14 protein-coding genes and 1 riboswitch are annotated in these 13,409 nt (G+C 72.7%); of the genes, 7 read left to right on the forward strand and 7 right to left on the reverse strand.

Features of this window, described 5'->3' with window-relative positions; genetic code table 11:
- Positions 1-79: 79 nt before the first annotated feature.
- Positions 80-160: riboswitch (cobalamin riboswitch) on the reverse strand.
- A gap of 79 nt (positions 161-239) precedes the next feature.
- On the reverse strand, positions 240-1,343 hold the full coding sequence (locus tag OG373_RS26895; protein ID WP_405440834.1) for an MBL fold metallo-hydrolase: 1,104 nt from the start codon (positions 1,341-1,343) through the stop codon (positions 240-242).
- A 192-nt stretch (positions 1,344-1,535) separates the two neighbouring features.
- Here OG373_RS26895 and OG373_RS26900 point away from each other — a divergent pair, with 192 nt between their 5' ends.
- Together OG373_RS26900 and OG373_RS26905 are read left to right on the forward strand one after the other, a co-directional pair.
- A complete protein-coding gene (locus OG373_RS26900; RefSeq protein WP_405440835.1) occupies positions 1,536-2,999 on the forward strand; it encodes an aldehyde dehydrogenase in 1,464 nt (487 codons plus the stop codon).
- Positions 2,999-3,232: a ferredoxin gene (locus OG373_RS26905; RefSeq protein ID WP_397728546.1), complete on the forward strand. Its 234-nt coding sequence runs from the start codon at positions 2,999-3,001 to the stop codon at positions 3,230-3,232. The genes OG373_RS26900 and OG373_RS26905 overlap by 1 nt, the downstream gene beginning before the upstream one ends.
- Before the next feature lie 249 nt (positions 3,233-3,481).
- On the opposite strand, the gene OG373_RS26910 is transcribed toward OG373_RS26905, so the two are convergent.
- On the reverse strand, positions 3,482-4,105 hold the full coding sequence (locus OG373_RS26910; protein WP_397728544.1) for a TetR family transcriptional regulator: 624 nt from the start codon (positions 4,103-4,105) through the stop codon (positions 3,482-3,484).
- A gap of 217 nt (positions 4,106-4,322) precedes the next feature.
- On the opposite strand from OG373_RS26910, the gene OG373_RS26915 reads away from it, so the two are divergent.
- The 3 genes from OG373_RS26915 to OG373_RS26925 all read left to right on the forward strand — a co-directional run bounded on the left by OG373_RS26915 (position 4,323) and on the right by OG373_RS26925 (position 7,521).
- Positions 4,323-5,642 (forward strand): glycosyltransferase family 4 protein, encoded by a 1,320-nt coding sequence (locus tag OG373_RS26915; protein ID WP_405440836.1) that lies wholly within the window; start codon positions 4,323-4,325, stop codon positions 5,640-5,642.
- A gap of 65 nt (positions 5,643-5,707) precedes the next feature.
- Complete coding sequence (locus tag OG373_RS26920; protein WP_189963912.1) at positions 5,708-6,442, forward strand: class I SAM-dependent methyltransferase; 735 nt, start codon at positions 5,708-5,710, stop codon at positions 6,440-6,442.
- Positions 6,439-7,521, forward strand: a complete 1,083-nt coding sequence (locus tag OG373_RS26925; RefSeq protein WP_397728538.1) for a prenyltransferase — start codon at positions 6,439-6,441, stop codon at positions 7,519-7,521. The genes OG373_RS26920 and OG373_RS26925 overlap by 4 nt, the downstream gene beginning before the upstream one ends.
- Before the next feature lie 4 nt (positions 7,522-7,525).
- Here the strand turns inward: OG373_RS26925 and OG373_RS26930 are convergent, their stop codons facing one another.
- A complete protein-coding gene (locus OG373_RS26930) occupies positions 7,526-7,765 on the reverse strand; it encodes a hypothetical protein (RefSeq protein WP_365484720.1) in 240 nt (79 codons plus the stop codon).
- A 242-nt stretch (positions 7,766-8,007) separates the two neighbouring features.
- Between OG373_RS26930 and OG373_RS26935 the strand changes: the two genes are divergently transcribed.
- Both OG373_RS26935 and OG373_RS26940 read left to right on the forward strand, forming a co-directional pair.
- Positions 8,008-8,577: a hypothetical protein gene (locus OG373_RS26935; protein WP_405444215.1), complete on the forward strand. Its 570-nt coding sequence runs from the start codon at positions 8,008-8,010 to the stop codon at positions 8,575-8,577.
- Positions 8,578-9,022: 445 nt separating this feature from the next.
- Positions 9,023-9,424: a hypothetical protein gene (locus OG373_RS26940; RefSeq protein ID WP_397728535.1), complete on the forward strand. Its 402-nt coding sequence runs from the start codon at positions 9,023-9,025 to the stop codon at positions 9,422-9,424.
- Between the two features lie 11 nt (positions 9,425-9,435).
- Here the strand turns inward: OG373_RS26940 and OG373_RS26945 are convergent, their stop codons facing one another.
- The 4 genes from OG373_RS26945 to OG373_RS26960 all read right to left on the reverse strand — a co-directional run bounded on the left by OG373_RS26945 (position 9,436) and on the right by OG373_RS26960 (position 13,244).
- Positions 9,436-10,446, reverse strand: a complete 1,011-nt coding sequence (locus OG373_RS26945) for an LLM class F420-dependent oxidoreductase (RefSeq protein ID WP_405440838.1) — start codon at positions 10,444-10,446, stop codon at positions 9,436-9,438.
- A gap of 98 nt (positions 10,447-10,544) precedes the next feature.
- Positions 10,545-11,363 carry a hypothetical protein gene (locus tag OG373_RS26950; RefSeq protein ID WP_405440840.1) on the reverse strand — a complete coding sequence of 273 codons (819 nt, stop codon included), beginning with the start codon at positions 11,361-11,363 and terminating at the stop codon, positions 10,545-10,547.
- A 151-nt stretch (positions 11,364-11,514) separates the two neighbouring features.
- Positions 11,515-12,513, reverse strand: coding sequence for an N-acetylmuramoyl-L-alanine amidase (locus OG373_RS26955; protein WP_405440841.1), 999 nt, complete (start codon positions 12,511-12,513; stop codon positions 11,515-11,517).
- A gap of 89 nt (positions 12,514-12,602) precedes the next feature.
- Positions 12,603-13,244 carry a class I SAM-dependent methyltransferase gene (locus tag OG373_RS26960; RefSeq protein ID WP_405440843.1) on the reverse strand — a complete coding sequence of 214 codons (642 nt, stop codon included), beginning with the start codon at positions 13,242-13,244 and terminating at the stop codon, positions 12,603-12,605.
- Positions 13,245-13,409 lie beyond the last annotated feature (165 nt).

Below are 13,409 nucleotides of genomic sequence, written 5' to 3' on the forward strand. Positions count from 1 at the left end.
ACCGGGCTCCGGCTCCGTTTACCTCGACGGTGCCGGCCGCCGGGGGCTCCGGCGGCACGAGCCGCGCACCTCAGGTACGGGGCATTCCGGCTCCCCGCCCGGGCGGTGCCGGGTGTGGGTCACGGTTGCGGGTCAGCGCCGGAATTGCACCGGCTTCCCCCCGTACAGAGGTGTGGACGACAGGTTCACTCTACCGGCCCGTAACCGGCGGGCTCCGGGGCGCAGGGGCCGGGCGCCCCTTACAGGGCCCGGTACGTCACCGGGTCCGTGCCCGGCACCGCCTCGGCATGGCCCTGCTTGACCAGCCGCCGCAGGTGGGCCTCGGCTTCCGAGACGGCGATATTGCGGGAGCCGTACGGAATCTGCTCCCAGGGCCGGTTCCACTCCATCCGCTCGGCCAGGCCCCACGGGGTCAGCGGCTCGGCCAGCAGCGCCCGGAGCCCGGCGAGGCGTTCCTCGTGGTGGTCGAGGAGCTCCCGTACGCGGGCGGGTGCGTCGGTGAAGGCGTGCTGGTGGGCGGGGAGCACCTCGGCGGGGCCGAGCCGGCCGATGCGTTCGAGGGAGTCGAGGTAGTCGCCGAGGGGGTCGGTGACGCGGGTGTCCTCCGGGGCCTCGTACAGGCCGATGTGCGGGGAGATCCCGGGCAGCAGGTGGTCCCCGGAGAAGAGGCGGCCGTTGCCGGGGAGGTGCGCCGGGTGCTGTTCCTCCAGGTGCAGGCAGACGTGGCCGGGGGTGTGGCCGGGGGTCCAGATCGCGCGCAGCCGGCGCCCGGCGAGGGGGAGCAGCTCGGCGGGGACGATCTCCCGGTCGGGGACGGCGGCGCGCAGGCCGGGCAGGGTCCGCATGCGGCCGCTCGCGCGGGCGGCGCGCAGCGGGGCGATGTGTTCCTCGGGGGCTCCGGCGGCGGCGAGCTTGTCGCTCATGTAGTCGAACCAGACGCCGGGCTCGGAGGCGCGGGTCCGTACGACGACCTCGGTGTCGGCGGCGTGCATGGCGATCCAGGCACCGGAGGCCTCGCGGACCCGGCCGGAGAGGCCGTGGTGGTCGGGGTGGTGGTGGGTGATGACGACGCCGTGGACGTCGGCGACGCCGGTTCCGAGCGCGGCGAGGCCGGCGACGAGGGTGTCCCAGGAGGCGGGGTCGTCCCAGCCGGTGTCGATGAGGACCGGGCCGCGGTCGGTGTCGAGGACGTGGACGAGGGTGTGGCCGAGGGGGTTGTCCGGGATGGGGACCTTGATGGCCCACACGCCTCCGCCGTGATCGGTGACCTGTGGCGTGTCCTCGGTGGTGGGTGGCGCGGCCTGTGAGGTGTCCTCCGCGGCCTGTGGCGTGTCCTCCGTCATGTGTCCTCCCCCTGTCGCCGCCCTCGGATGAGAACGTGTTTCAGTAGTAGCCCAAGTCGACCACTTTCCCGGCTTCCTGACTAGGCGTTCGATCTTCTTCGCTGTTCCGTCCTGGCCGTGGACTCCTCTAACTAGAACTGGTATCAGTTCTGGAACGCCAAGCCGCAGGGCAAGCCGCAGGAGGCCTCAGCCATGACCGAGCTCGTGGAACACGGAAAACTGTTCATCGGCGGGGAGTGGACGGATCCGCTGGGCACCGACACGATCCGGATCGTCTCCCCCCACACCGAGCAGGTCATCGGCTCCGTCCCGCACGCCTCGAAGGCGGACGTCGACCGCGCCGTCGCCGTCGCGCGCAAGGCGTTCGACGAGGGGCCCTGGCCGCGGATGACCCTGGACGAGCGGATCGCCGTCGTCTCCCGGATCAAGGACGCCATCGCCGTCCGGCACGAGGAGATAGCCCGGTCCATCAGCTCCCAGAACGGCTCCCCGTACTCCTGGAGCGTCCTCGCCCAGGCGCTCGGCCCGATGATGGTCTACGACGCCGCGATCACGGTCGCCCGCGCCTACCCGTACGAGGAGCACCGCCAGGGCGTGCTCGGCCCGATCCTGGTGCGCCGGGAGCCGGTGGGCGTGGTCGCCGCCGTCATCCCGTGGAACGTCCCGCAGTTCGTGGCGGCGGCCAAGCTGGCGCCGGCGCTCCTGACGGGTTCGACGGTGATCCTCAAGCCGTCGCCCGAGGCGCCGCTGGACTCCTACATCCTCGCCGACATCGCGCGCGAGGCCGGACTCCCCGAGGGCGTGCTGTCGATCCTGCCCGCCGACCGGGAGGTCAGCGAGTACCTGGTCGGCCACCCCGGCATCGACAAGGTCGCCTTCACCGGCTCGGTCGCGGCCGGCAGGCGCGTGATGGAGGTCGCCGCGCGCAACCTCACCCGCGTCACCCTCGAACTCGGCGGCAAGTCGGCGGCCGTGGTCCTCCCGGACGCGGACGTGGCGACCGCGGTCGCCGGGATCGTGCCCGCGGCCTGGATGAACAACGGCCAGGCGTGCGTGGCCCAGACCCGCATCCTCGCCCCCCGCAGCCGGTACGAGGAGGTGGCCGAGGCCCTCGCGGCGGCGGCCGGCGCGCTGGTGGTCGGCGACCCGCTCGACCCGGCGACCCAGCTCGGCCCGCTGGTGGCCCAGCGGCAGCAGCAGCGCTCCCTGGACTACATCCGGATCGGGCAGGAGGAGGGCGCGAAGGTCCTTTCGGGCGGCGGCCGCCCGGCGGGCCTGGACCGCGGCTGGTACGTGGAGCCCACCCTCTTCGGGGACGTGGACAACTCCATGCGGATCGCGCGCGAGGAGATCTTCGGCCCGGTCGTCTGCCTGATCCCGTACGGGGACGAGGCGGAGGCGGTACGGGTGGCCAACGACTCGGAGTTCGGCCTCAGCGGCAGCGTCTGGACCGGCGACGTCGAGCACGGCATCGACTTCGCCCGGCAGATCCGCACCGGCACCTTCAACGTGAACACCTTCAGCCTGGACATGCTGGGGCCGTTCGGCGGCTACAAGAACAGCGGTGTGGGGCGGGAGTTCGGCCCGGAGGGCCTGAGCGAGTACCTGGAGCACAAGATGATCCACCTCCCGGCGGGCTACGAGGCGGGTGCCTGATGGGTGACCGCTGGCAGGTCGAGGTGGACCGCGGGGTCTGCATCGGCTCGGGCATGTGCGTCAACCACGCCCCGGACGGCTTCGTCCTGGACACGGCACGCCAGTCCCACCCGCGCACCGCCGAGTCGGACGCGAACGAACCGATCCTGACGGCGGCGGAGGGCTGCCCGGTGGAGGCCATCCTCATCACCCTGGCGGAGACGGGGGAGCCGGTCTTCCCGCCGGAGGAGTAGAGGAGTAGGGGGGCGGGGGGCTTCGGGCGGCGGGATGTTGGTGGGCGGGGGCGACCTGCTCGGGGCGGCTTCGGTGGGCGGGGTCCACGGAGAGACGATGAGACTGACGGGAAACCCCCATACGCATCCCTGACTACCGCCCGAGTGGACCCCGCCCACCGGAGCACCCGCCCCGGGATCCGGCTCCGCCCGCCCGGGCCCCGACGCCCCGGGCTCCGTCGCCCCGGGCCCCGCCCCCCACCAACTGGTTCAGGCCTTTTCCGGGGACGTCAGGTCGATCAGGCGGCACACCATTTCGATGTCGATCTTGACCTGGGCGATCGAGGCGCGGCCGGAAAGCCACGTGATCAGGGCCGAGTGCCAGGTGTGCTCGATGACGCGGACCGCCGAGAGCTGTTCCGCCGTCGGTGGCTTTTCCAGGCCCATCGCGTCCAGGATGATCGCCGTGGTCAGCCGGGACACGGTGTCCACCTCGGGGCTCACGCTCCGGTCCGCGAATGTCAGTGCCCGCACCATCGCGTCGGCCAGCTGCGGCTCCCGCTGGAGGGCGCGGAAGGCGCGCATCAGGGTCTCCGCGACCCGGGCCGCCGGGTCGTCCCCGGCCGGCGGGCGTTTGCGCAGCGTGGTGTGCATGTGCTGGAGCTGGTCCTGCATGGTGGCGACCAGCAGGTGCACCTTGGACGGGAAGTAACGGTAGAGCGTGCCCAGCGCCACGCCCGCCGCCTCCGCGACCTCGCGCATCTGGACCGCGTCGAAACCGCCCCGGCTGGCCAGCTGGGCGCTGGCGTGCAGGATCCGGCGGCGGCGCGCTTCCTGGCGCTCCGTCAGGGGAGGCGACGCCGGTGTGGTGACGGCCTTCACTTCCGCTGTCATGTGTCCCGTTCCGTGTCGTTGCGCGGGCTGAATCCGGGCTGGTCCGCAGTCAGCATCGCAGGCGCCGGAGCCGTGGCGCGAATCACCTGCTCCGCCTCTTACGGTGTAGTTTCCGGCCGGTAGATTCAATGGTCTCAACGGATCAAGTCTGAAACTTGTTCTACATTATCCGAGCGGTTACGCTCCGGCGAAAGTTGCAGTGAGAAGGGGGCCGAGAGTGACCGCTGAGGCCATGGTGACGAGCCCTTTCGCGGGTTCCGCCGCCGACGGCGATCGCCCGCTGCGTATCGCACTCCTCACCTATAAGGGGAACCCGTTCTGCGGCGGCCAGGGCGTCTACGTCCGCCACCTCTCGCGCGAGCTCGTACAGCTGGGGCACTCCGTCGAGGTCATCGGCGCGCAGCCCTACCCGGTGCTCGACACGGGCGCCTCGCTCACCGAGCTCCCGAGCCTGGACCTGTACCGCAGCCCCGACCCCTTCCGTACCCCCAAGCGCGACGAGTACCGGGACTGGATCGACGCCGTCGAGGTCGCCACCATGTGGACCGGCGGCTTCCCCGAGCCGCTGACCTTCTCGCTGCGCGCCCGCCGCCATCTGGCCGCGCGCGCGGGTGATTTCGACGTCATCCACGACAATCAGACGCTCGGGTACGGGCTCCTCGCCGACCTCGGCGCCCCGCTGGTCACCACGATCCACCACCCGATCACCGTCGACCGCAAGCTCGACCTCGACGCCGCGACCGGTCGCGTGAAGCGGGCCTCCGTGCGCCGCTGGTACGCCTTCACCCGCATGCAGGGCCGCGTGGCCCGCCGCCTGCCGTCCGTGCTCACCGTCTCCGGGTCCTCCCAGCAGGAGATCGCCCAGCACCTGGGCGTCCGCGACGAGCGCATCCACGTCGTGCACATCGGCGCCGACACCGACCTCTGGTCGCCGGACCCGTCCGTCGCCGAGGTGCCGGGCCGCATCGTCACCACCTCCAGCGCCGACGTGCCGCTCAAGGGGCTCGTGTACCTCGTCGAGGCGCTCGCGAAGCTGCGCACCGAGCAGCCCGAGGCGCACCTCGTCGTCGTCGGCAAGCGCGCCGAGCAGGGCCCCGTCGCCCGCGCCATCGAGACGTACGGACTCCAGGACGCCGTCCGCTTCGTCAAGGGCATCACCGACACCGAACTCGTCGACCTCGTCCGCAGCGCCCAGATCGCCTGCGTGCCCTCCCTCTACGAAGGCTTCTCGCTCCCGGCGGCCGAAGCCATGGCCACCGGTACCCCGCTCGTCGCCACCACCGGCGGTGCGATCCCCGAGGTCGCCGGACCCGACGGCGAGACCTGCCTCGCGGTGCCCCCGGGCGACGCGGGCGCGCTGGCTGCCGCGCTGGGCCGGTTGCTGGGCGACCCGGAGCTGCGGGCCCGCCTCGGCGCCGCCGGGCGCGAGCGGGTCCTGACCCGGTTCACCTGGGCCAAGGCGGCCGAGGGCACCGTCGCGCACTACCGCGCCGCCATCGAGCAGGCCGCCGCCGGCCGTACCCGCCGGGCGCGCTGACCTTCCGCCTCCCCCGCTTCTTCCCCATCCCCCGAACACCCCCGCGACCGCGAAGGCAGGACCCCGTGCTGACCGTCGATTTCTCCCGGTTCCCGCTCGCCGCAGGCGACCGCGTACTCGACCTGGGCTGCGGCGCAGGCCGGCACGCCTTCGAGTGCTACCGGAGAGGCGCCCAGGTGGTCGCCGTCGACCGCAACGGCGAGGAGATCCGCGAGGTCGCCAAGTGGTTCGCCGCCATGAAGGAGGCCGGTGAGGCCCCGGTCGGGGCCACCGCCACCGCCATGGAGGGCGACGCGCTCGCCCTGCCCTTCCCCGACGACTCCTTCGACGTCGTCATCATCTCCGAGGTGATGGAGCACATCCCCGACGACAAGGGCGTGCTCGCGGAGATGGTCCGCGTGCTCAAGCCCGGCGGGCGCATCGCCATCACCGTGCCGCGCTACGGCCCCGAGAAGATCTGCTGGGCGCTCTCCGACGCCTACCACGAGGTCGAGGGCGGCCACATTCGCATCTACAAGGCGGACGAGCTGCTCGGCAAGATGAAGGCCGCGGGCCTCAAGCCGTACGGCACGCACCACGCGCACGGCCTGCACTCCCCGTACTGGTGGCTCAAGTGCGCCTTCGGCGTCGACAACGACAAGGCGCTGCCCGTCAAGGCGTACCACAAGCTCCTGGTCTGGGACATCATGAAGAAGCCGATGGCCACGCGGCTCGCGGAGCAGGCCCTGAACCCGCTCATCGGCAAGAGCTTCGTGGCCTACGCCACCAAGCCCCACCTTCCCGTCGGCGCCACCCAGTGAGCTCGCCCGGGCGCACCGAACACCTGGTCCTGGACGGCGTACTGACGGCCGAGCAGGCCGCCCTGACGGTGGCGGGCATCCTCGCCGCGCAGCGCGCCGACGGGGCCATACCGTGGTTCCGCGGGCACCACCTGGACCCGTGGGACCACACCGAGGCCGCGATGGCGCTGGACGCGGCCGGTGAGCACGAGGCCGCGGACCGGGCGTACGCGTGGCTGGCGCGGCACCAGAACCAGGACGGCTCCTGGTACGCGGCCTACGCCGACCGGCCGGACGGCGTGGACACCGCCGAGCCGCAGGACGCGAGCCGCGAGAGCAACTTCACCGCCTACATAGCCGTCGGCGTGTGGCACCACTACCTGTCCACCGGCGACGACACCTTCCTCGACCGCATGTGGCCGGCCGTCTACGCGGCCGTGGAGTGCGTCCTGACGCTCCAGCAGCCGGGCGGGGAGATCGGCTGGAAGCGGGAGGCGGACGGCACGGCCGTCACCGACGCCCTGCTCACCGGCTCCTCCTCCATCCACCAGGCGCTGCGCTGCGCCCTGGCCATCGCCGAGCACCGCGAGGAGCCGCAGCCCGACTGGGAGCTCGCGGCGGGCGCGCTGCGGCACGCCATCCGGCGCCACCCGGAGCGGTTCCTCGACAAGAACCACTACTCGATGGACTGGTACTACCCGGTCCTCGGCGGGGCCCTGACCGGCTCCGAGGCCAAGGCGCGCATCGACGGGCGCTGGGACGAGTTCGTGGTCCCGGACCTGGGCGTGCGCTGCGTGCTGCCCAACCCGTGGGTGACGGGCGGCGAGTCCTGCGAGCTGGCGCTCGCGCTGTGGGCGACGGGGGAGTCGGACCGGGCGCTGGAGATCCTGCGCTCGATCACGCACCTGCGCGCGGACAACGGCATGTACTGGACGGGCTACGTGTTCCAGGACGACGCCGTCTGGCCGGTCGAGCAGACCACCTGGACCGCGGGGTCCCTGCTGCTCGCCGTCGCGGCGCTCGGCGGGGACGAGGCCACCACCGAGGTGTTCGGCGGGGCCTCGCTCCCGGCCGGGCTGGAGCCGGACTGCTGCGGCTGAGCGGTCAGCGGCGGTAGAGCCAGCCGGCTATGGCGTGGCCGACGAGGAGGTAGGTGACGGCGGCGATGCCGTAGCCGATCACGACCTGGACCCATTCACGGCTGAAGGTGAACAGGTCGTAGGACCAGGTCGCGAGCCAGGAGGCGACGTCGTGGATGAGGTCGACCAGGGAGTTGCCCTGGTTGGCGTCCAGGAAGTAGAGCAGGATCCAGAGTGCGATGACGAAGGCGAGCACGTCCGCCACCAGCGCGACGGCACGGCCTGCCTGACTGCTTCCTCGGGTTCGTGCTCGTGTGTGAGTGCTCATACGGCGCGTGTTGCCGCCTTGACGTGTCGTAAACCCGAACGGGTTCCCCCGGTGGCGGGGCCGGGGGACGGGGGTGAGGCTGCGGAGGACGCCTCAGTCCCCGGAGGGAAACCGTGCCCGTACCCACGACCGTCCGATTCCGACGCGCCGTCACGGCGGTGGTCCTGTCCACCGCGCTGATGGTCGGCGCCACCGCATGCGGCAGTGGCGGCAGCGGCCCGCGCGAGGAGCTCTCCGCCGCGTCGATGGGGGAGCTGGCCGCCCTGGCGGCGGCGGAGCCCGTCGCCGCCGAGGCCGACGAACTGGCCGCGGTGACGCCGTCGCCCAGCACGTCCGCCGAGAAGCAGAAGTTCGCCAAGACCCGCTTCGTCGCCAACGCGAGCCTGGCGGCCGGTGCGACGTACCAGTGGGTCGTGAAGCCGTACCGCGCGGGCAAGTTCAAGAAGGGCGCCAAGGGGCGCACCTTCGCGCTGATCAAGGCGGGGCTCGCGGGTGCGTTCGCGTACAACCGGCTGAAGGCGGCGACCCAGAACGCGAAGGGCGACCCGCTGCTGGCGAAGGCGGTGGCCCCGCTCGCGGCGGGCATCGAGTCCCTGAAGGGGCTGGGGAGCAAGCTCCGCAAGGGGCAGGCGGGTGACGGTGACATCGACGCGTTCGACAGCGTCATCAACAGCGTGAAGGAAGCGGGCCAGAGCGCGGGTGCGACGGTGACGGACAAGGTCCCGAGCGCGTCGCAGCTGGGCGGTTAGCGCGTCCCGGGTCCCGGGTGCGGCCCGGTGGCCGCGCCTCAATCGCCGGCGGGGCTGGGTTTGGCTTCGGGTGGGGCGGTGCCCCTCCGGGGGCTCTCCTCGGCTCGCGCCTGCGGCGGTGGTTCTGCCGTACGGCCCGGGTTGCGCGCTCGTCCTGCGGGGAGCCCCCGGAGTGTCACCGCCCCACGGCCCCTGGGTAGGTCTGCCGGGGTGGGGGTGTGGCGACGGTGGGGGGTGTCCCCGCAGGACGAGCGCGCAACCACCCCGTACGGCCGGGACATCCCCGCAGGCGCGAGCCGAGGAGACACCCGCCGGCGGCGCCGCGCCCCCACCCCCGGACCCGACCCCGCCCGGGCGGCACCACCCAGCCCCGCCGGCGTTTGAGGCGCGGCCACCGGGCCGCACCCGGAGGGGGAACCGCACCCCGGACTGGTTCAATGGGTGGGTGATCGAGATCGTGGTGGTCGGGCTCGGCGTCGTCGGGGCCGGGTGGCTGCTGCGGCGCAAGCATCGTGCGCGGGTGGCGGCCGGGCCCGTACCCGGGATTCCGTGCATGGTCCGGATCCCGGCCGGCGAGGGCCGATGGCGGCCCGGGCGGGTGTACGCCGAGGACGGCGCGGCCCGGTGGGTCCCGCAGCGCGGGGAGACCGTGGAGTTGCCCGGCGGCCGGGCCACCGGCGTGCGGATGCCCTCCGTGAAGGAGGGGATCTCCATCCATCCCGGCTCGCGCATCGTCACCTGCGCCTACGACGGCGACCGCGGCGGCAGCATCGAGATCGCCGTCATGCCGCTGGACGTCCGGGAACTGCTGGCCGCGGTGCCGCAGGCGGAGCCGGACACCCCGTAGACGGCGGACCCCTAGCTGTTGAGTTCCGCCAGGACGCGCAGCGTGTGCGGGTCCGGGGCGGTGAGGAGGAGGTCGGTCACCGGGCCCTTGCGCCAGAGTTCCAGGCGTTCGGCGATGCGTTCCCGGGGGCCGACGAGGGAGATCTCGTCGGCGAACGCGTCCGGCACGGCCAGGACCGCCTCCTCCTTGCGGCCCGCGAGGAACAGCTCCTGGATGCGGCGGGCCTCCTCCTCGTACCCCATGCGGGCCATCAGGTCGGCGTGGAAGTTGCGGGCCGCGTGGCCCATGCCGCCGATGTAGAAGCCGAGCATCGCCTTGACCGGCAGCAGCCCCTCCGCGACGTCGTCGCAGACCTTCGCGCGGGCCATCGGCGCGATCATGAAGCCGTCGGGGAGGTCGGTGAGTGAGGCCCGGTAGACGTCCGTGCGGGTCGGCGACCAGTACAGGGGCAGCCAGCCGTCCGCGATGCGGGTGGTCTGGGCGATGTTCTTCGGGCCCTCCGCGCCGAGGAGGAGCGGCAGGTCCGCGCGGAGCGGGTGGGTGATGGGCTTCAGCGGTTTGCCGATGCCGGTGCCGTCGGCGCCGCGGTACGGGTGGCTGTGGAAGCGGCCGTCCAGTTCCACCGGGGCCTCGCGGCGCAGTACCTGGCGGATGACGTCCACGTACTCGCGGGTGGCCGTGAGCGGGCTGGCGGGGAAGGGGCGCCCGTACCAGCCCTCGACCACCTGCGGCCCGGACAGGCCGAGGCCGAGCATCATCCGGCCGCCGGAGAGGTGGTCCAGGGTCAGGGCGTGCATGGCGGTGGCGGTCGGGGTGCGGGCGGCCATCTGGGCGATGGCCGTACCGAGGCGGATCCGCGAGGTGTGCGCGGCGATCCAGGTCAGCGGGGTGAAGGCGTCCGATCCCCAGGCCTCGGCCGTCCACACCGAGTGGTAGCCGAGGTTCTCGGCCTCGGTGGCGAGGTCGAGGTGGGCGGGGCCGGGCCCGCGGCCCCAGTAGCCGAGTGCGAGTCCGAGGCGCATCTGCGGTCCCTTCAGAATCTGACGAGGCGTCAGGTGACTGTAGGGCAACGGCCCCCCGCCCGGAAGGGCGGGGGGCCGTCGGCCGGGTCCGGGGCGCGTCAGCCGCGCTGGATGCCCGAGGTGTCGTTCAGGACGCCGCGACGTCCGTCCTGGGTCTGGGCGATCAGGGTGGCCGCGCCACGCTGCTCGACGGCCAGGTACCAGGTGCCGGGCGCGAGCTCGGCGATCGGCGACGGGGAGCCGTCCTCCCCGTAGAGCGGACGGGCCACCGGGACCGCGAACCAGAACGGCGTGAAGTCCGCCGCCGGGGCCGGGGCCGGGGTCTGCTGGGAGTCCTGCGGACCCGGCGTCGGGTTCGGCGTACCGCCGTACGCCGGGACCGGCTGCGGGGTGGACCCGTACGGGGTCTGCTGCGCGCCCGGGTAGCCGTACCCGGCACCCGGCTGCGGCTGGCCCGGCTGGCCCGCGTACGGCGGGACGGCGGCCGGCTTCGGCTCCGGCACCAGCTGCCCGGCCAGCGCCGGGATCTTCACGCCGGCCACGGCCACACCGGCCAGGACCAGCGTGGCGAGGAAGGCGAGGATGGAGCCCGCGCCCAGGTCGAGCAGGTCCGGGCACTTGATCAGTGACCACAGCGCGGACCAGGCGGCCGACACGGTGAGCACGGTGCCCCACGCCGACAGCGGCAGACCGAGGACCTTGCGGGTCTCCGGCTGGAAGCGGGCGGCGATCAGCAGGCCCGCGGCGATGAAGCCGATCAGGAAGACGCTGGGGAGCACCAGGGAGCCGTCGGCGTTCCACGCGCTGGGCATGTCCACACCGGTGGCGGAATAGAAATCGAGGAACGAGGCGATGAACAGCAGCGCCGCTGCTCCGATCACCACGCCGTCGCCTCGAGTGAGGGAGCGGATGTTCACGTCTCAGGTGTCCTTCTCGGTCTCGGTCGTCTCGTGGTGCCGCGGTCGCAGAGCATGCCTGCAGCGGGGCGGGCGGCACCATGGTACGGAGGTTTCCGGCGGCCGAGATGATCGGGTCGGCGGGTGGTCCCGCCGGGCTCCCCGAGGAGGACTACCCGCCCAGGAAGCCGACGATGCCGTCCGCGATGCCCTGGGCCGCCTTCTGCCGCCACTCCGGACTCGTCAATTGCGCCGCGTCCTTGGCGTCACGCATGTTGCCGCATTCGATGAACACCTTGGGCTGAGTTGACAGGTTCAGTCCGCCGAGATCGTCGCGGACCACCAAGCCGGTGCCGCTGCCGAGGTAGTTGGCGGGGGCGGAGCCGGTGGTCCGGGCGAAGTTCCCGGCGATCCGCTCGCCGAGTTCCCGGGACGGCCCGACGATCTTCGCGGTGTCGGCGGCACCGCCCTTGACCTTGGCCGGAAGAATGACGTGGAAGCCGCGGTTGCCCGCCGAGACCCCGTCTGCGTGGACGGAGACGACGGCGTCGGCCTTCGCCTCGTTGCCGATGCGGGCGCGCTCGGTGATGCAGGGGCCCCACGGGCGGTCGGCCTGGTGGGTGAGGACCACCTTGGCGCCCTGGGCCTCCAGAGCGGTCCGCAGGCGCCGGGAGACGTCGAGGGTGAAGTCCGCCTCCTTGTAGCCGGCGTTGGTGGTGGTGCCGGTGGTGTCGCACTCCTTGCGGGCCGTGCCGATGTCGACCTGCTGGTCGATCTCGTCGGTGTGGCTGAAGTTGCCGGCGTTGTGGCCGGGGTCGACGACCACGGTCTTGCCGGTGAGCGGCCCCTTGGCGGGTGCGGGCGCTGCGGCCGGGGTGCTCGCACCGGCACCGGGGCTCGCACCGGCGCTTGCGCTCGTGCTCGGCGTGGAGCCGGGCTTCGCGTCCCGATGGCCCGGCGACAGGGTCGAGTGGGAGGCGGGCTGCGGCGCCGGGCGGGCCCCGTCCGTCCCCGACCCGGCGAACGCCTGGGTCAGTACCCAGCCCGCCAGAGCGGCCGGCGCGAGTGCGGCCACCCCGACGACGAGCGTCGAGCGTCGGGTGAACCAGGGCCGGTCCGGGTTGACGGAGGATCCGGACTCGGGGGGCGGGGGGCTGTCGTCATTGCGCACGCGGCGATGCTAGACCGCTGCGCGGTCGCCCGGCCGGACCCTGAGCCATCCGGGGGCGTGGTGTGATTGTCGGCCTGCCGCTCGTCGGCTCAGATACCCGGGCCCGTGCGGCGCAGCACGCGCAGCGAGTCGGTGACGGAGATCTCCTCGAAGGCGCCGGACGCCAGGGCGCGCAGGTAGATCCGGTACGGGGCCTGGCCGCCGTCGGCCGGGTCCGGGAAGACGTCGTGGATGACGAGCGTGCCGCCCACCGCGACGTGCGGGGCCCAGCCCTCGTAGTCGCCGCTCGCGTGCTCGTCGGTGTGGCCGCCGTCGATGAAGACGAAGCCGAGCCTGCCGCCCCAGGTGGCCGCGACCTGCGGGGAACGGCCGACGATCGCGATCACGTGGTCCTCCAGCCCGGCCCGGTGGAGGGTCCGGCGGAAGGTCGGCAGCGTGTCCATCAGCCCGATCTCCGGGTCCACGACCGTCGGGTCGTGGTACTCCCAGCCCGGCTGCTGCTCCTCGCTGCCCCGGTGGTGGTCGACGGTGATCGCGGCCACGCCGGCCTCGCGGGCCGCGTCGGCGAGCAGGATGGTGGAGCGGCCGCAGTACGTCCCGACCTCCAGCAGCGGCAGCCCGAGCTCCCCGGCCGCGGCGGCCGCCTCGTGCAGGGCGAGACCCTCCCGTACGGGCATGAACCCCTTGGCGGCCTCGAAGGCGGCGAGGGTCTCCGGCTTGGGGGTGGCCATGGTTCCTCCGGCGGTGATCGTGTGTGGCGGCCCATGGTGCCTTACCCGCTGGTAGGACGCTACGGCCGGGGTGGGGTGCGTCGCTTTCCGACCGACCGGGACCGCTTGCCCTGTTCGGAGTACCGGAGCGCACCCGGCTGATTACGCTCGGCGACAGGGCGAAAC

The organism is Streptomyces avidinii, assembly GCF_045161815.1.
In the GTDB taxonomy this organism is placed as follows: domain Bacteria; phylum Actinomycetota; class Actinomycetes; order Streptomycetales; family Streptomycetaceae; genus Streptomyces; species Streptomyces avidinii.